The 18,049-nt window shown below is 61.4% G+C and carries 15 protein-coding genes, 1 pseudogene and 1 other annotated feature; of the genes and pseudogenes, 3 read left to right on the top strand and 13 right to left on the bottom strand.

Translation table 11 applies throughout. From position 1 onward, the window contains the following. Nucleotides 1-2: 2 nt before the first annotated feature. A complete protein-coding gene (locus tag PX554_RS22850; protein WP_275504650.1) occupies nt 3-2,108 on the bottom strand; it encodes a glycosyltransferase in 2,106 nt (701 codons plus the stop codon). A 771-nt stretch (nt 2,109-2,879) separates the two neighbouring features. Here PX554_RS22850 and PX554_RS22845 point away from each other — a divergent pair. Beyond that, the gene (locus PX554_RS22845; protein ID WP_275504649.1) at nt 2,880-4,505 is read left to right on the top strand and encodes a hypothetical protein; all 1,626 of its coding nucleotides are present in this window, start codon (nt 2,880-2,882) and stop codon (nt 4,503-4,505) included. A 206-nt stretch (nt 4,506-4,711) separates the two neighbouring features. Here PX554_RS22845 and PX554_RS22840 read toward each other — a convergent pair whose 3' ends face one another. From PX554_RS22840 to PX554_RS22820, 5 genes are all read right to left on the bottom strand, one after another. Further along, nucleotides 4,712-5,326 (bottom strand): class I SAM-dependent methyltransferase, encoded by a 615-nt coding sequence (locus tag PX554_RS22840; protein WP_275504682.1) that lies wholly within the window; start codon nt 5,324-5,326, stop codon nt 4,712-4,714. A gap of 247 nt (nt 5,327-5,573) precedes the next feature. Continuing rightward, nucleotides 5,574-6,802 (bottom strand): IS3 family transposase gene (locus PX554_RS22835; RefSeq protein ID WP_275504648.1). Its coding sequence is split into 2 segments (ribosomal slippage): nt 5,574-6,514 and nt 6,514-6,802, totalling 1,230 coding nucleotides; the frame shifts between segments, so codons are not numbered across the junction. Further along, nucleotides 6,405-6,521 (bottom strand) — a sequence feature (AL1L pseudoknot). (Overlaps the previous gene by 117 nt.) A 50-nt stretch (nt 6,803-6,852) precedes the next feature. After that, on the bottom strand, nt 6,853-7,914 hold the full coding sequence (locus tag PX554_RS22830) for an integrase (protein WP_275504647.1): 1,062 nt from the start codon (nt 7,912-7,914) through the stop codon (nt 6,853-6,855). After that, a complete protein-coding gene (locus PX554_RS22825) occupies nt 7,911-8,102 on the bottom strand; it encodes a hypothetical protein (RefSeq protein WP_275504646.1) in 192 nt (63 codons plus the stop codon). The genes PX554_RS22830 and PX554_RS22825 overlap by 4 nt, the downstream gene beginning before the upstream one ends. Nucleotides 8,103-8,384: 282 nt before the next feature. Beyond that, a complete protein-coding gene (locus PX554_RS22820) occupies nt 8,385-8,621 on the bottom strand; it encodes a hypothetical protein (RefSeq protein ID WP_275504645.1) in 237 nt (78 codons plus the stop codon). Between the two features lie 60 nt (nt 8,622-8,681). Here PX554_RS22820 and PX554_RS22815 point away from each other — a divergent pair, with 60 nt between their 5' ends. Then, on the top strand, nt 8,682-9,335 hold the full coding sequence (locus tag PX554_RS22815; protein ID WP_275504644.1) for a hypothetical protein: 654 nt from the start codon (nt 8,682-8,684) through the stop codon (nt 9,333-9,335). 514 nt (nt 9,336-9,849) lie between these two features. Here PX554_RS22815 and PX554_RS22810 read toward each other — a convergent pair. Continuing rightward, the gene (locus PX554_RS22810) at nt 9,850-10,152 is read right to left on the bottom strand and encodes a WGR domain-containing protein (RefSeq protein WP_275504643.1); all 303 of its coding nucleotides are present in this window, start codon (nt 10,150-10,152) and stop codon (nt 9,850-9,852) included. 387 nt (nt 10,153-10,539) lie between these two features. Here PX554_RS22810 and PX554_RS22805 point away from each other — a divergent pair, with 387 nt between their 5' ends. Next, the gene (locus PX554_RS22805) at nt 10,540-11,499 is read left to right on the top strand and encodes a tyrosine-type recombinase/integrase (RefSeq protein ID WP_275504642.1); all 960 of its coding nucleotides are present in this window, start codon (nt 10,540-10,542) and stop codon (nt 11,497-11,499) included. Nucleotides 11,500-11,703: 204 nt separating this feature from the next. Here PX554_RS22805 and PX554_RS22800 read toward each other — a convergent pair whose 3' ends face one another. From PX554_RS22800 to traA, 6 genes and pseudogenes are all read right to left on the bottom strand, one after another. Next, nucleotides 11,704-11,952: a hypothetical protein gene (locus PX554_RS22800; protein WP_275504641.1), complete on the bottom strand. Its 249-nt coding sequence runs from the start codon at nt 11,950-11,952 to the stop codon at nt 11,704-11,706. Nucleotides 11,953-12,522: 570 nt separating this feature from the next. Next, nucleotides 12,523-13,059, bottom strand: coding sequence for a Ros/MucR family transcriptional regulator (locus tag PX554_RS22795; protein ID WP_275504640.1), 537 nt, complete (start codon nt 13,057-13,059; stop codon nt 12,523-12,525). A gap of 573 nt (nt 13,060-13,632) precedes the next feature. Then, a complete protein-coding gene (locus tag PX554_RS22790) occupies nt 13,633-13,896 on the bottom strand; it encodes a BrnA antitoxin family protein (RefSeq protein WP_275504639.1) in 264 nt (87 codons plus the stop codon). A 75-nt stretch (nt 13,897-13,971) separates the two neighbouring features. Next, nucleotides 13,972-14,097, bottom strand: a pseudogene (locus PX554_RS26725) (BrnT family toxin); the annotation flags it as partial. A 137-nt stretch (nt 14,098-14,234) separates the two neighbouring features. Beyond that, complete coding sequence (locus tag PX554_RS22785; protein ID WP_275504638.1) at nt 14,235-14,927, bottom strand: DUF6118 family protein; 693 nt, start codon at nt 14,925-14,927, stop codon at nt 14,235-14,237. 10 nt (nt 14,928-14,937) lie between these two features. Beyond that, nucleotides 14,938-17,997 carry a Ti-type conjugative transfer relaxase TraA gene (gene traA / locus PX554_RS22780; protein ID WP_275504637.1) on the bottom strand — a complete coding sequence of 1,020 codons (3,060 nt, stop codon included), beginning with the start codon at nt 17,995-17,997 and terminating at the stop codon, nt 14,938-14,940. Nucleotides 17,998-18,049 lie beyond the last annotated feature (52 nt).

Raw genomic sequence — 18,049 nt, 5'->3', positions numbered from 1 at the left:
CGTCAATCCCGCTTGCCGAACAACATCGACAGCAGATTGCGGGCATAGCGGCCGAAATCGTGCTTGACGGTGAAATCCTCCCACCCGGGTCCGGGCCGGTCCTCATAACTTCTCGCGGCGATCATCTCGGCCAACTGTTCGGCATAGATCGTAGGAGACGCCTTGTCGTTGACCCGCCGCACCAGCGGCGGCGCCTCGATCGACCGCGCGAGGTTCTCGGACGCCACGCCATGCATCCCCGCCGACACCGCATCGAGCAGCGCGCCGGACACCTGACCAAAGGGGATTTGCCGAATTTGCAGCACGATATCGACCGCCTTCAGGTGCTGGATATAGTCGGCGTCTGAAACCGCGCCCTTGATGACGACATGGTCCTGCAGACCGTACTGCTCAATCCGCTCACGCAGTTCGTTGTCCAGCGACTTGTCGACCGGACCCACGAACAGGAACTGGAAGTCGATGCCCCAGTCCAGCAGTTCCTTCATCACGAACAGGCACTGCTTGGCGCCCTTCATCATGTGCACTTCGCCGAAGGATGCGATGCATGGGCGCGAGGGTATTATACCCAGCGCCAACTTGGCCTGCAGGCGGGCTTCCGGAGTCAGTTCTGATGGCTCGAATGGATAGGACATGCCTAACGGAAAATAATTCACATCAATCCCATACAGGTTGTGAAGCACCGCCGCCGAGGTCGGACTGTGCACGATTGTCGGGTTTGCGTGCCGCACAATCTCGCGGAGGAACGGTCGGCCATATTCGATGAGCTTGCCGATGACCTTCCCGGGGTCGGATGCATCGATCGGCGCCCCATGTTCCTGTGAAAGGATCGCGCTAAGCCGCTTACGTCCGTAACGTTGACTAAGGAAATCGACCATGTGCGCGTCATGCAGGATCAGTGTCCCGCCATGCTCGCGCATCATGTCGAAGATCTTCAGGTACATCGGATGATTACCGAGGACGTAGACGATCCCGTCGTAACGATCTGCCTCGAACGTAGCGTCCAGCCGATAAACCGCGTTCATGCGGGCGCGGTGCGCGGGCAGCATGTTGCTATCGGTCCAGATATCGAGCTGCGCGATTTCCGTCAGCGCCAACGCAAAGTTGAGCGAGGATTGCGGCGGACCGCCTTTCTGCGGGACAAACGGCGTGACCAGCGCGATCCTGGGCCGCTCAGGCACGGCGGCCACCGGCGCTGATGGCGCGGCCGTCAGCACCTGATCCCAGAACGCGGCATAATCCGGCGCGAACAACGGCTCCGTGGTCCCGGAAGGGAGCGCTGCCAGTTCACCCAGATCGTGGACCTGAAGCGTCTTCCCCACAGCTACGCAGCGTCCGCCGAGTCCCAGCACTTCGGGCATCGACAAGGCCTGCGATCCACCCGCGGCGGGAACCAGTACGGCCAGCGACCGGGCGGCGATCCGCCCAAGCAGGGCTGGACCGGGGCGCAGCACAGACACTTCGGGCGCATCGACCGCAGCACTTTCGCCGCAGACCAGAATGCGCGCGGGATTGCGCCGCGTCAGCCCGAGGACCGCGCGCATGATGTCCTTGTCCATCGCCAGCGCGCCATCGACCGCCAGCACCGGCTGGTCACCGGCAAAAAGCGCCTCTAGCGACGCCTTGTACAGCCCGGTGCAGGGCGCGCGGAGGCTTTCATCAGCGGCGGCGGGAAGGGACACCGTTGCCGAGGGACCGCCCTCCGCCGTATCCTCGCTCACCATCGGACGCATACGCAGTTCCAGCAACTGACTGACGCCTTCCCCGTCGCCCTGTGCGACAGGACCTCGATCGGCAACGGCCAACACCCGCACCATGCCGCGGATTGCGGGCTGCACCATGTCGCGCAGGCTGACATCGTCCATCCCCACCGGCTCGATGACAAGTACCGCTTCGCGGCGGAACGGCGCGTAGCGGACAATGCCGATACGTAAATCGGCGAGTACCTGGGGTATCGGCCGCACAGGATCGGCGTACATCTGCACCGTCCGCTCAGCCAATACAGAATCAGGAATACTTCTGATTATCGCAATAAAGATCCGATCAAGCGGACTGTAATGCGCAGCATGTTTTTGCAACCGGCGTATATCAAATATTATACGCTCACTCATTTTTGCAAAGCCCACAGAAAGTTCATCAACTTCACTTCTTTATTTGTTATCACAAAACTGCAATATAGATATTCTCTAGATGCCGGCGTCTCGCGAACCGCAGATCGTTTTCACCCCTTTGAAATGCTGGTTGGGCAGCCTCATGTTTGCGCGATTGCCACACAATTTTGATCTCAACAACCGACTTGATGGCTTTCGGACGCTGCGAGGATCGATATCCTCGACGACGGCGATCTATCCACCTTCGTCGCGAAATCGGTGACGCCGTGGCAACGGCGGTCGCTGTGAATGGTTTTCTCACCGAGACAGATGCCAACTCACTCTATGCGATCCGGCGTTCAAAACTTCCGTGCGGCCTGATCTTCCATGGGGCAGCGCTACCGTCACGAGGACGGTTTCGCAGAATTATACTGTAGCATTCCGGAACGGATGTCTCTTCTGTGCCGCTCACGATGCCGGTCCTAGCGCATATATCTGTGGGCATCGCCGCTGGCGGAGACGCAAATGCAGGTTTTCGTGCTGGCCAGGACGAGAGGGGTCTCAACTCCGCCCATGGTGACCACGAGTGCAAATTTTCGTTGATTCGCATTCGGTTCCTGAGAGAGAATTCATGTGCCACTCCCCCGCGAGGAGATGCTTTCACTCCGAGGATCACACCGGTTGAGCGAAATTTCTAAGCGAATCGGGCGGTATCGAGGATAGATCGATCACCAGATTGTCCAGTATCGATGCTGCGAACTGGCCAGCAAACTCGTGAACGGGATCATGTCAATGAAGCTACTGTTCGCCGTCGCTCTGGCCATTTGCATGCCCTCGATTTCGTTCGCTCAGGTCGCCATTTCTGGCCTGCCTAGCGCGAACACCATGAGCGCCGGCGAAGTCGTACCCGTCGTACAGGGGGGCACCGCGAAGCAGGCTACGGCGATTTCAACCGCGAGGACCGTGACCAGAGGAGTCCGCTCTCCGACGTCCGCTGGCATCAGATCGTCCTCATCGACTTACTCGGGCGACAAGTTGCCAGGCCGAACCTATGCGATTGACGGAACGGCCGGCAGGGCCGCGTTCTCCGGGCTTAATACCAAGCCAGGATCTGCGCCCGTATCTCCTGTAAACGGCGAGCTTTGGAATACGGTTGCTGGCATTTACGGTCGCATCAACGGTGCGGACTTAGGCCCTCTGGCACCGCGAGCGCCGCATGAGGTTATGGCCGCGACATTGACCGCCGGCGTGGACCCAAGCGGCACGACAGATAGCACATCCGGGCTTTCCGGAGCGATTGCATCAGCGGCTTCGGGCAATTACGAACTCTATATTCCGTGCGGGACGTACAAGGTCACGAATGTCTCGATTTCTGGGTCGCCGGTGGTCAGAGGCGCATCGCAGGCGTGCGTGAAAATCGTCGGAACTAATGCGACGAGCGATGTCATCACACTTGCACCGCACGCCGGACCGGTGATTACCGATATCACAATTGATAGATCGGTGGTGGCCATCGCTGGGGCGGGTATAAATTCCCAAGACCTGGCACATCCGACGCTCGTCAACGTGACATCGCAGAATCAATACGTTGGCTTCAGGCTTGGGGCCACAGCTTGGGCGCGCTGCACGTTCTGTACATCGCAGCAAAACTATTCTGATGGATTTTACTTCACGGATACAAAAGAATTTCCTGCCGTTCAATGGCAGTTACTCAATCCTTTATCCCAGAAGAACAACGGATGGGGATACAACACGCAGCTTCAGTCAACAACCGGCCTCGACACGGGGCAAACGTTCATTACGGCTGGAAGCTTCGCCAACACAGCCGGGGGATTCCTTTTTGGAGGAGTACCAACCTCCGCGATGAACGACCTTATTATGCTCAACCCGTACTCATCCTCCGACGGGAACAACGGGTTTTTGTTCACACGGATGGGTCGATTCAATCAAATATCGAGCGTCTTCGCCGAACTCGCGGGGCAGACCCCAACTGGGCGCGGTCAAGCCACCTCCGCATCGAGCGTGGGGTTTGGTATGCTGTTCGACGGGACCGGGATATCGAACAGCAGCTTCAGCCTAACCAGTGCGGTTTTCAGTGGTAATAGCTGGGCAGGACTTTCGGTCGCTGCTGGTGCAGGCTTGAACTCTATCACCCTTACCAATGTGCGATCAGTCGGAAACGGTGCATCTGGTAACAACAATTCCGGCCTCCTGCTCATCGGAGCCAGCACGAAATATCTGATTTCTGGCAGCTATATAGCCGATGACGGGTTCCACACTCAGGCCACCGGCATCTATATGCACGACGGGGCAGTGGCAGCCAACGTAATCGCCAATGGCGTTTTCGCCCAGGGCACCAACGCTGCATGCAACATGGCGATCGGCGTGAAAGCAGCTGTCGTAGGGTCGGGTTGCTGATGACCAGACCCGACCGCCACCAGCACGCTGCGCTGATTGCAACAGGTAGCGGCGCTAGCTAGTCGTTGCGTCATCTGTCCTTCGCCTCACAGACATCGTGAGCGACGTCGGCGCTGAGCCTGTCGCTATTTCTGGTCAGGTTGCCACCAGCGCCTGACTATCAAAGTTACTTTTACGATGTTTGCCCTTACCCAAGTTCTACAACGTTACTTGATCAGGGTAACAATCGAGCTTGCGCGCTCTGATGGCCGGAATGCAGCTTTAAGTACGCGCTTTGCTAGTAAAAAACCGCGTCTACTGGCAATTTTGGGAACTGGGTGGCGGTAAAATAACTCTCGAATTTCGCTCTGCATCGGAAACACGCGATGGTCAGAAAATCCGACGGCTCGTCCATGTCCGATAATGACGTGCGGCGGCATATCTCGCTCAGTTACACCGAACAGCTTCATCGCCTCGATAGATCCGGGCGCTGTGGCATGACCTTCGCCCGGCTCGTGCGTAATCAGCACGCCGCCAGGTTTGAGCGACCGATAGGCCATCTCGATCGCGGCTCGCTCATCTTCGGAATGATGGAGGCAATCGAAAAAGATAACAGCGTCGAATGTGGCATCTATCATCATGCTCTCGTAGTCGGCACATACGAACGTTAAGTTTAGCTCCACACCTTGCCGAGCTTTATTTTCGCGGGCAAGTTCGATCATATCTGGTGCGATGTCTTGGCCTACGACCTCAAAGCCTCTCCGAGCTAAAAAGACGCTAGTCCATCCTCCCCCGCAACCCATATCTAAGATGCGAGCGGGTGGACTCGGAAGAAGATCCATAATTGTACCGATAGATGCAAGGTTAATTCCGCAGTATTCATCCGAAAACGGCTTATTTATGCTATGATAGCGTCCAGCGTCACCGGTTAATCTGAGATAGTCCTGTTCGGCTTGCTTGGACAATGCAATTCCATTCAGAGTGTATGCGCCGTGGCGGCATTTGCAATTTTTACGTTAGCAGCATAGGAATGTTTGTTCCAGCCTTAAGTGAACCGCCCCGGGTTCGTCGGAGGCTCCAAGGGTTAAGTTAGGCTGCCATGCGTTCGTCGTCGAGCATGGCGTAATATCGCTCCTCGGCTTCAGCGGGTGGGACGTTGCCGATAGGCTCGAGCAGACGGCGGTGGTTGAACCAGTCCACCCACTCGAGCGTGGCATATTCCACGGCCTCAAAGGATCGCCATGGCCCGCGTCGATGGATCACCTCGGCCTTGTAAAGGCCGTTGATCGTCTCGGCCAAAGCGTTGTCATAGGAGTCGCCGACGCTTCCGACGGACGGTTCGATCCCGGCTTCGGCGAGGCGCTCGGTGTACTTGATGGATACGTATTGGGATCCGCGGTCGCTATGGTGGATGAGACCGCCCCGATGGGGCGGCCTGCGATCGTGAAGCGCCTGTTCTAGGGCATCCAGCACGAAGCTGGCATGCGCCGTCCGGCTGGCCCGCCAACCAACGATCCGCCTGGCATAGGTATCTATGACGAACGCGACGTAGACGAAGCCTGCCCAGGTCGCGACATAGGTGAAGTCCGACACCCACAGCATGTTCGGCGCCGGGGCGTGGAACTTGCGATTGACGTGATCCAGCGGGCACGGCGTGGCCTTGTCGCTGATGGTTGTGCGCACCGGCTTGCCGCGGATCACCCCCTGAAGGCCCATTTCCTGCATCAATCGCGCGACGGTGCAGCGAGCGACGGCGAAGCCCTCTCGCTTCATCTGTCGCCAAACTTTCCGCACACCATAGACCGCGAAATTCTCGGTAAAAACGCGCGCGATCTCGGGCTTCAGATCCCGGTCGCGCCTCGCGCGTTCGGATAGCAGGGATGGATCCTGTCGCTGCGCGACATGCTGGTGGTAGGTGGATGGGGCGATCGGCAGAACCTTGCAGATCGGCTCGACCCCATAGGCCTCACGATGCTCATCGATGAAGGCGATCATTTGCGGAACGGGCGGTCGAGCTCCGCCTGAGCAAAATACGCGGATGCCTTGCGGAGGATCTCGTTGGCCTGCCGCAGCTCGCGGTTCTCGCGCTCCAACGCCTTCAGCTTCTCCGCGACATCTGTCGGCACGCCGGCCCGCTTGCCGCTATCGACCTCAGCCTTTTTCACCCACTCCAACAGAGTGTGCGCGGAGCAGCCGATCTTCTCGGCTATTGAAACCACCGCCGCCCAGCGTGAGGGGTGTTCCCCCTCATGCTCGACAACCATGCGTACGGCCCGCTCGCGGACCTCAGGCGAAAACTTGTTCGTCGTCTTGCTCATCGTGGCTCCACTCTCTCAGGAGATGGAGCCTCCGGCAAACCCGGGGCGGTTCACAGCTTCGCGCCCGAGGTGTCGACTAGCCCCGCGTCCGCCGCGGCCAGCGCGACCCGCCGATAAATTGCGCAGACGCCCTGGCGGGTAAGGGGGGTCTCACCAATCGTGTAGGTCACCGTCGCCTGCACCGCTGGCGTGCCGCGGAGTCGCCCCTGCCAATGCCGCGTATTGCCCGGGATCGCATGATAGGCCTGCGGTGGAACTGCCGCCCGCGCCCGGCGCCGGTCGATCCCGACCCGCCGAAACAGTGGTCCGGCCTCGATCCCGCTCTGCACCAGCCACGCCTGCACGCGGCGCATGGTCTCGGGCGATAGCCACGCCCAACTGCCCTGCCCCTCCTGGTCGATCTTGGAGCGCGGAATGGCGAGCAGACCGGAGCCGTCGGCCTGCGGCTCGAGATGCTCGACGGCTGCGGCGGTCAGTTCACTGACGCGCAGGCCCGCGTCATAGCCCAACGAGAGCAGCGCGGCGTCTCGCAGCCCCTGCGCGTCGCCGCTGCAGGCGCCGAGCAGCGCGGTGATCGTAAACCCCGTGATCTCGCCTTGCTCGTCGAGCGGACCGCCATAGCGCAGCGGCGCCGCCTGACGCTGCACCGCACCCTTCCGGCGGCGGTTGGCGCGCAGCGCATTGCGCACCATCGGATGATCGGTCGGCAGGCCGTCCTTGGCGCCGAGCCCGACCAAGCGGTGGGCGCTGGCGATGCTCGCCATGCGCCGCGACAGGGTTGCCGGCTTTTTGTCCTGCGCCTCGAGGTGACGCAGGTATAAAACAAGATCCTCCGGGTCGGCGGGGAAGAGAGCTCGCTGCTGTTCGATGCACCAGCTCACGAAACAATCGAGGTCGGCGGCGATCGCGGCCTTGGTGGCCTCGGCCATCGCCTCGAGCGCAGTCTCGACACCTAGCTGGCTGACCGGAGGAAAGTCGGATGGCAGAGCCGCGGCGATCGTGCGGAGCAGCCGGGCGTCGATAGGCTCGGCCGAACCGCGCTTCCGCCGCTGCGGCAGGGCGCGACCGTCGAGCTGGTGGACGACGATTTCGCCGGCGACGCTTTCGGTCATACGATCGCTAGCTTGACCAGCATGGCTTCCTCGAACGAGCGGAACTGGACGAGGCCGCCCATAGGGCCTTCGGAGTGGACGGCCACAGGATGTTCGAACTGGCCCTCGCGAACGCGCCCGAGCAACGCGGCAAGCTCCTTCGCCGACAGGCTGAACAAGGCCGACGTTTCCCCACAAATCTGCTTCATCAGCCTTCAATCTCCTTCGTCGGCCGACAAGATCAACCGCGGTCCTCTTTGCGCCTGTTCTTACCATAATGTTCTATTATGGAAAGTGCGGTCTGAACGTGTAGCGAGATGCCTAGTAATCTGATGATTACTGGGCATAGTACCGACGTGATGGAAATTGGACCCGCTACAACTGCCGTCGCTCACGCGCTCGGCCGGTATGAGGGTGCCTGGCAATTCGCCGGGGCAGATCTTCGGCGCGCCGCGGCTATCTCGCTGATTTCGCGGGCGTGGGACGTGTTTCTACGCGACGCTGGCGCCGGCGAGGTCGGGCCAGCACACAAAGCCGCGCCTGCGCAGCTGCTGCTCAGTGAGGACCCCCGCCGCGACGCTATGCTCCTGTGGCTGGCCGATCGCGCCATCCCGTCGATCGCCGACGCGGCTGGCTGGCTTGTGCGCGCGGTCGGTGCGACGCGCCGCTTCCGCGCCGACGAAGGCGAACTGCTCGCGGCGGCCTGCGATGCCCTCGCAAATCCTCATTCCTCCGGTGGACCCATCGCTCGAGCTATCAGCGGCGCGGCCGTCGCCCCTGCATACGCGATGACCTTGGCCTCCGTCATCGACCAGCTCCGTCTCGATCCGGCCTTTGCCGAAGATGGCGGATCGGAGGCGAGCGTCTCGCTGCCCGGCCTTCCCCACCGCCATTTCGTGGCGCCCGATCCAGGAGCAGCGTGGGCGCTCAACCTCGCTCTGCTGACGGCAGCCTCACCACTCGGGCGACCGCCCGTCGCTGGTTTGGTCTCGCGCGCGCTGTTCCGCTCCGATCTCGAGCCGGAGGAGATTGCAACCGCGCTCCTGCAAGGCGTATCGTCTGCTCTCGCTGCCAGCTTTCAACGATTAGAGCAAATCCATGTAGATCTCGACCGCGGTGGGCGGGCGCTCGCTCACCGATCGCGCAATTCCAAGGCAAGAGAGGCATGGCTGATCGTGCTGTCGCTCAATGCGGTCAGTCGTGCTCAACTCGCGCGCGGATTGGGCCTGTCCCGCGCCGGTGCCGACATTCAGGCACTTGCGCTTGCCGATGCGGGGCTCGCTACTCTCGCCACGGGTGGCAAGATCGCCTGGTCTCGAGGCGAGGCAGTGCGCGACACCGCGCACGCATCACTCGACCGGGGCCCCTTGGGCGACGCGGTATCAGACCTCGATGCAAGCCTCGCTGAAATCGATCGGCTGCTCGCTCGCACCACCCGCTAGCGACGGTCAGGACCACCATGAACTCGGCCGTCAGCCGCTCGGCATCACGGCCCATCAGAGTCACCTCGGCGCGCAACTTCCTCGAAGGCTGCTGTGCATTATTCGTACATTCCACGGTAGCGGTTTGATGAGCAGCGGCATGAAGCCGTTAGCGTCGAGATCAACGCGATCGGAACAGCCCATGCGAGGCGAATGTCGCCGGGACCAAGCCGCCCTCCCCTGATCTTCTCGCGTTCCAGCGTGGCGCTCCGGTTCCCGATCTTCAACCTTGATCTAACTCGCTCGGATCGCTGTAGCGATCGCGGATTCCCGTAAAGGAAGCTTCAACAGGGTCGCAAGCCCACTAGCCGTTGCGCTTCCGGCTCCAGACGTTGTGAATTCTCAAAACCAGTTCCCCAAAATACGCGCTCGACACGGAGAAATGGCATAGATGCTTCCTACTGCTCGAATGACGGGGTTCGGGACGACACGTTATTCGGCCGAACGGCCAAAGGGCCGCTACACGATAGGCGGCCTACACAATGGCCACGTCTTCGTCGGTTACGATGATGGGCCGATAAGCTACCCCGATCCGACTCTCGGCCGTACCCCGCCTCCGCAGCGTCGCGGCGACATGGCGCGACGCTGCCTCGGGATCGGCGAAGGCGTGCCGCTGCGCCTGGCCGTGTGCGCCGATCCGCCCCCATCGCGTTTCTATAACAATCATACCGAATAGGTCGAGGCTGGCGGTAATGCTGTAGCGACGCCGGACATTTTTGGCCGGGTCGAACGCTACCAGCTCGATCGGATCGGGAAGTGATACGGCTGCGCCTTTCATGGCGCAAAATCTACAAAATCGGGCTCGCGAAGTCCGGCGATTTTCCTGAATCAATATCGGCTCACTGATTCATTTCTGTGATCACTCGCCCGGAGCCCGGCGTCTGCTGCTGTTGTCGAGAAGACTGATCCAACGCCGGCAGCATGTCGAAGCCGTCGGTACGATCCTAATTGGCCCACACCGCGCCGCGCACCAACGGCTCGGAAATGGCATTCACCAGTTCGTCCGGCGTATTAGGCCTAAACAATATGGCACGATCTTTCTAGTTATAGTATATAGATAGGATATCCATATCCTATCGTTTAAGGTAGCCGCCGCTCAAAAGACATCTACGCCCCGGATTCCCATTGTGCGAAGGCGGGGCTATCGTGCGGAGAGAGACGCTTGATGCACGCACCTACCCTCCCCCTTTCCTCCGACCTGACTCTGCCGGCGCTGGTCGCAGCAGCCGATACGCCTGCACAGATGCGCTTCCTCGAATTCTTCGCGGTCGCGATCCGCAACCCGAACACACGCCGCGCTTATGCCCATGCGGCGCGAGAATTCCTCGACTGGTGCGCGGCCCGCGGCGTCGTGGCGCTGACAGAGGTGCAGCCGCTCCACGTCGCTAGCTGGATCGAAGACCTTTACCGCGCGCGCTCCGCGCCCACGGTCAAGCAGCGACTGGCAGGGGTGCGGCATCTGTTCGATTGGCTCGTCGTCGGACAGGTCGTGCCGTTCAATCCAGCCTCGTCGGTGCGCGGACCGGCGCATTCGGTGCGCACCGGGCGTACACCGGTGCTCGACACGCGCGAAACCCGTGCGCTTCTGGATGCGGTCGACGTGTCGGCCGAGATCGGTCTGCGCGACCGGGCTCTGATCGGTCTCATGGTCTATACATTCGCACGGGTCGGTGCGGCGTTGTCGATGAAACGAGAGGATGTTTTCGTCCAAGGACGCAGGCTCTGGATCCGCCTGCAGGAAAAAGGCGGCAAGCGGCACGAACTGCCATGCCACCACCAACTCGAAGAGTATCTCTACGCTTATATCGAGACCTGCGGGATCAATGATCCGAAAGGCGCGCTGTTCCGCACCATCGCGCGCGATACAAAGCGGCTCAGCGAGACACCTCTCACCCAGCCCGACGCGTATGCCATGGTCAGGCGACGTGCCAAGGCGGCCGGGATCGAGACCAAGATTGGCAATCACACGTTTCGCGCAACGGGGATCACCACGTTTCTGACCAACGGGGGCACACTCGAGAACGCGGCATCGCTGGCCAATCACGCATCGACCCGAACCACGCAGCTTTACGATCGCCGGCGCGACACCATCACGCTCGCCGAAGTAGAGCGCGTGCGGATTTGAACGTGGCTATGAAGGGGCGCGATGGCGCACTTGCTAACACTCCAATACCCAGTGAGGCCGCGTCCCTGCCGCAATTCGGGGTCGGGCTATATTCATGCTGATGGCAGGCGCAATTGCTCGACTCAAGCGATTCACTTGCTTCGCTGAGGTTGTCGTGATGCGCGCCGGCTAGAGCGCCCCGTTGGTGAGCCGATGCCCCTCGCTTTATTCTAGACCGGATCGATTTTCGACAAATGAGCCACTATCTTCACCCACAAGAAGCGCCGCCCCAATCATCGCCCGCCAGGCGTCTGCACCGGTCTTTCCTTCCGCCGCTTCCAACATTGCAGGCGTCGGTTCGCACATCTCACGGATGATTCCAGCGGCATCGTCCGCATAATGGTGCCAGTCATGGCTTTTCCCATCGAGTTGAAGGATTATTTCGGCGACGCGCTGGACCATGCTTTCGGTCATATCGACTCCTTGAGTGGCGTATCGACGCATGTACGTGATGTGTGTTCCGGCACGTGTCGGGTTCCGCCCGCGCAATAAGGTTATCTTGGCCTTAAGCTAGGCAGGTGAACAAATTACACCCACGCAGGCCAAGATACGCGCGCACACGCGATTTTTACGCCTATCGGAACGACGGCTCTCCACCAGGTTCACCCTAAAAGCAGATTGCCCACTCCGTCGGGTAATGCAGAACCCTGCTTGGCTAGCAAGGTTGGCTGCCCGATCTATCGCCGGTTCCGCTCTATCAACCGATGCCGGCTACGGACACTAGCTTCTTTCGACAGCAGGTCGTGGCGAACCCATTCTGGTATGCGGGCAATCACGGCAGCGATTGTTGCTTTGAGTGTGTCGTCCATCGTTGACCTACGAGGGCATATCGTCCTTCCGGGCAACCGCGAAGCGCTAGCAGCCGAAGATAACAGATTGCGAGCATGTCGGCGGATTGCAGCCGCTGATCGAACGGGTGTCGAAGTCAGGACCAAAACAACGGCTCGCATCGTCCGACATATGTCGGACGATGCGAGCGAAAGGTCAGGCGTTTTCAGTAGCCTTGCGGCGCGTGCGCTTTGCCGGCGCGGATGCGGGCGCCGCGCTCGCGTCGCTGGTGGCAGGCTCTTCGTTAGCCGTTGCTGCGCCACCGCGGCCCTTGCGGCCGAGGCCAATCTTCTGCGCCATCGCACGACGCGCGAGCGAATAGTTCTCGGAGACCATCGGATAATCCGGACGCAGATTGTAGCGCTCGCGGTACTGCACGTCAGTCAGGCCATGCGTGGACAGATGACGGCGCAGCGTCTTGTAGGGCTTGCCGTCGATCATCGAGATGATGTGATCCTTCGAGGCAAGCGACTTGCGCACCGATACCGCCGGGGTGAATTCTTCCGTTGGAGCCGGTTCGCCGCTCGACGCGTCGTCTGCCGATGATCCTGAGCCAAGCTCGACAATCGTGCTGTGCATCGTGCGCAGGAACGCCGGGACATCGTCAGCCGAGACGCGGTTGTTCTGGTTGCCGAGCCACGCGATCGTCAGTTCGGTGGCGAGTTCGACGGGGTTCAGAGTTTCTTCTTCCATATCAAATATGTCCATATGTGTTGCTGCGATGTTTCGCTTCGACCAGGGGGATATCCGGTATCGGACACTGCTTCTGTGACGAAAAATCGCGATCAGCGCAAATCGTCATTTCTAAAATCATCTTCAAACGTACGCTTGCCGCGACGTCACCATAGCGTAAGCGACGATTCTTTGTCTTCTCCACGCAATTTGGTAAGGGCCTCGGCGAAGCTGCCAAAATGGGTCAGTTCCGGCTCGTGCCGGAATGACACTTTAAGCTGAATGGCGAGGTCTTGGTGAAACGGGACGTTGCGCCCTACTTGCATCCAACGTGTCCTTCAGACCATTCAGCCGCCCTGCAGCTTTTGATCAAACGAAATTGCGGGCAAATTCCGTAGCAGCTACCTCTGTCATTTTACCCTCCTTGGCATGAAGGATCTTACACACGCAAAGCGCGCATAGGCGCGTCGTGTGTGGGAGTTGCGAATGGCGACGGCGAAAGTTTCGCGCAACGCATCGGATGGACGATCAGGAAACATGATCCTGCTGCATCGCAGACAGCATTTCGCGGCGGAGTATCCCGTTGATCCGGCCCTAATACCCCTTGCCCTGTGATTTGAGCCAAGAAAGCCCATCAGCATCCACGCGGGCCGTGATCTGCTGCTTGACGGGCTTGTAGAAGCGTCCGCGTTCGGCGTTTCGCCAGAAGCTCTCTGTCAGAGGCGGAATATCGCTAAAGTCGATCTCGCTTTCGGGCTTCGCCGCCAGCGCCGCCAATTCAGTCTTTTGCGCGTCGGTCAACGACGGCAGGTTGGCCGGATCGACCTCGAAGCGCACGGTATCAGTGTCCTTCTTCATAACGTCGCCTTTCCTTTCGCTCGGCGCGACGCGCCGAAATGATATGGGTGACCTCGATCGGCTGTCCCTCTGTATCGTCCTCCGACACGGTATGCGCCACCAGAAGCAGTAGATGTCCTTCCACCACACCAGGGTCTGCCATCGCCGCTCGCCACCCTCGATGCGATCCTGCTCGGTAAACGCGAAAGGATCGAAAAACACGTGCGTCGCCGTCTCGAAACTGACACCATGCTTCTTGAGGTTGGAATCGGCCTTCGTCGCGTTCCGCTAAAGCGGATGCCCGTCATGACGGCGATATAATTATCGTTTTGTAATTACACACGGTGATGCGCTCGGCCCTATTCCGCCGCCTTCACTTCGATCGTGCAGCGCACCGGCTTCTTCGCTTTGGTGGCGGACTTGCGACACGCCCCAAGCGCATCGCGATTGTCCTTCACCAGATTGGCGGAGAAGACGATGGCGCGCCACCCGTCCGCATTGGCGGCGCGCATCAAATGCTGCCCCGCATCGAAGGTTGTGGGTTCGCCGAGCACCCGCATCGCCATATGCTCCGGCCATTGCCAGCTTGCCGGCATAGCGCGCGCGAGTGGCCCCGCCAGCACCGCATATAACACCAGCCCCAGCACCAGACAGCCCAGCCCGGTCCATAACAACCACCTGTTCTGCTCGTCCCTAAGCCGCGCCGCGCCGACCCGATTGCCCATGTCGCGCGCCACCCGGTCGATGCCTGCAACCGCCTCGGTGATCAGCCGCTGATCCTCGCGGCGCGCGTACAACGCCGCTGACACGATTTCCTTCGACATCTGCTCGGGGGTCAGCGCGAATATCGGACTTTTGTGCATCGCCTCGATCCGCCGCGCGAGCACGCCAAGCACCTCCTCGGTGCGCACCAGCGTCGGTTCGTAATCGGGGACACTCGGGCGCGCCATAAGCACTGCGATATCATCGCGAGCCAACGACACCTCGCCGCGCAGTCGATCGAACGCCTCGGCCGGATCGCCGCCAGCATCGTCCGCATATTCGTCCGCCATCATCACCTCCCTATCGGCTCATCCCAATCTCCCGGCCACGATCGAGTGTCAGGACCAGCTCGCGGCCGAGATCGCGGCCGATCTCTCTCTTCAGACCGAGTTCGGGGCGGCGATCTCGGAGCCGCACTTCCATCTGCGGATCGCGCTCCAGCCCTTTCACCAGCGCTTCCAACGCCCCGCTAGCGCGCGCCGCGCCCGCACGGTCACCAGCCTGCTCGGCGACACTGCGTTGGCGCTGCAGACCCTGCCAGTCCTCCACGAAGCGGTCGGCCCGCAAACCGGGATCGGCGCGAACACGCGCCTCATACGCCATCGCCTCGATCGCAGCCCTGGGAGCGCCCTGCGCCGCGTCGCGGATCTTCCAGGGATCACGCTCGAGGACGGCCGCGAAGTCGCGCGACGCTTCGGCGCGCAACGCGTCGAGCGCGCTCTGCGCCTTCGCGAACGCAAGCCGCTGATGTTCGAGCACCGGCATTCCCCCATCGCGCGCATCGATCATCACGACAGTCGAGCGCGACAGCCGTTCGACCGCGCCGGCAAAATCCTGCTCCGGATCAGGCTTGGCCGGCTGCGCCACTTTCGGCGTGGGCGAGGCTCTGAGCTTCAGCCCGTCGAACATACCGCGCTTGGGGCCAGGTATGTCGCCAGCGTTCGCGGGACGCTCCACCCTGGGACGGAAGCCATCGAACCGGCCCGGCTTCTGGGTACCCAAAGCACCAACTGGATTGCGCGACGGCCCGGCCGCGACGGGATCGAAGCCATGATGGCCCGTTTCCAGGGCGTTCGCACCGGGATCATCGGTGCCCGTTCGTGCTTTCGATAACCATTGTTCGCCCAGTCCCCGGCGCTCTGCGAATGCGCGTGCTTCCACTTCCCCATCGCGGGCATAATCGGATGCCATGTCCTTCGCCCGCTCACGCGACAGGGTACGGACCAGGCGCTTCTGGTCGGCGAAGTCGTCAAGGCCATAATGGAGCTGGACGCCGTCACGATGCCGCGACAGCGCCACATACGCGGAGTGACGGTCCATCCCCGGCGTCGCCAGCACATGCGCGCGATCGACCGTCACACCCTGCGATTTGTGGATGGTCGCGGCATAGCCATGATCGACATGGCCATAGTCCTTCAGGTCGAACGCGACGTCACGGCCGTCATCAAGGCGAACCGCCATGCCCAGCGCCGATACCCGCTCGACTGTCCCGAGCGATCCGTTCTTCACACCAAGCCCGCGTTCGTTCTTCAGGAACATGATGCGGTCGCCCGATGCGAACGCGCGCGCGCCTCGCTCAACCGACACGGACACGTCCTCGCCCAGCTCGCCCAACGCGCGTAGCCGGTCACGCGCGGCGAGGTTCAGGTCACGCACCTCGGCATTGGTGTGGGTGAGGATGATCCGGGTCTGTGTCCGATCCGCGATACGCTGCGCATCCCAATCGTTCACCAGCTCGGCCCGCGCCTGCTCGCGCGTGCCGGCCGCCCGCACCATACCGTTCCGCTCATAGGCGTGAACCGCCTCGGTCGTCCTGCCGGTCGCCAGCGCCTTGGTGGCATCACGCTGCCAGTCCTCGCGCTGGCGGCGAACCTCGCTGATCTCGGCTGCGCCGTGGCGCTCAGCGAGCGCCCGGAATGCCGCCCCCGCCTCGACCGCCTGTAGCTGCTCGGGATCGCCGACCAGCACGACCTTGGCTCCGGCCCGCTCGGCACGCGACAGCACGCGCTCCATCTGGCGCGTACCGATCATGCCCGCCTCGTCGATCACCAGCACATCATTTGAGGACAGCAGTTCGCGCCCCTGCTCCCACTGATACTCAAGGCTCGCGATCGTCCGCGAAGCGATACCGGATCCGCCTTCCAGACTCTCTGCCGCGATCCCCGACAGTGCCGCGCCGCGCACCTGGTAGCCGGCGCGCTCCCACTCATCGCGCGCAGCCCCCAGCATGGCCGATTTGCCAGTGCCAGCATAGCCGACGACGATGGCGACATCGCTGGCCCGGGTTATATGCGCCAGCGCGGCCTGCTGGTCCTCCCCGAGCACCAGGCCCTTACTCCCGGCGGCCTCTACCCCCCTCTGTAGCGATGCCGCCGGGAGACCATGCTCTGCCCGGTCCGACAAGGCATCGCCAGCCCGTTCCAATCGCTGCTCGACCGCGATCATCTCGCGCGACGTGAACCGCTCCTGCCCCTTCCCGTCCTTCCCCAGCGCCACCAGTTCAGGAGACGCGCGCACCGCACTCATCACCTGATCGAACTGATCCTTGCCATCGGAATGACGGTGCGCGAACACCGCCAGATCCCGGGTCGTGAACGTCGCCTGCATCCGCGTGATCGCATCGAGCGCGACCGTCGGCTCGGCGATGATCTTCGCGCCATTCTCGCGCGCGATCCGCACATGATCATCGGCGCGCTCGGCATCCTCACCACGCGCCAGGCGCCGCATCCCGGCCGGCCCGATCTTATGCTGCGGCTCCAGCGCGATGCCCTGCGCTTCCAGCGTGCGGTGATCGATCCGCGCATCGATATCAAGCGCGGATAGGCGCTCATTCACATGGTTCGCCCACGCCTCGCGCCACCCCTGCAAGAGCTCCGTCGCATTCCAGCCGCGCACCTTGGCGCCGAACCCGTCTGGACCAACCTCGCGCATCGACAACATCACATGCGCGTGCGGCTTGGGACTGCCGTCTTTCGCTCGGTCCCAATGCACGTTGAGGTCTGCGACCATGCCGCGATCGACGAACTGCGCCTTCACGAAATCGCGCGCGAGGCTGACGCCCTCTTCGCGGCTCATCTCGCGCGGGATCGAGAATTCCACCTCGCGCGCCAGTTGCGCATCCTTGCGCTTCTCACCTGCCTCAACCGCGTTCCACAAGGTTGCGCGATCAGACAGATACCCCGGCGCGCCTCTTGGCAACAACACTTCCGAATGGATGACACCCGCCTTGTTCGAGAAATCATGGTCGCGCCCGAGCCGGTCATCGTGCAGCTGTTCTGCGGCGCGATAGGCGGCCGACGCAACTGCGCTCGATCCGCTCGCGCGGCTGATCACCTTGGCCGAGAAATGGTAGATCGCCATGACGAAGCGAACCTACACCTTCTGAGCCAACGTCGGCAACGACGTATAAGCG

Origin of the sequence: Sphingomonas pollutisoli (assembly GCF_029167165.1) — a bacterium.
Taxonomy (GTDB): domain Bacteria; phylum Pseudomonadota; class Alphaproteobacteria; order Sphingomonadales; family Sphingomonadaceae; genus Sphingomonas; species Sphingomonas pollutisoli.
This window is presented reverse-complemented; position numbering and strand designations above follow the sequence as displayed.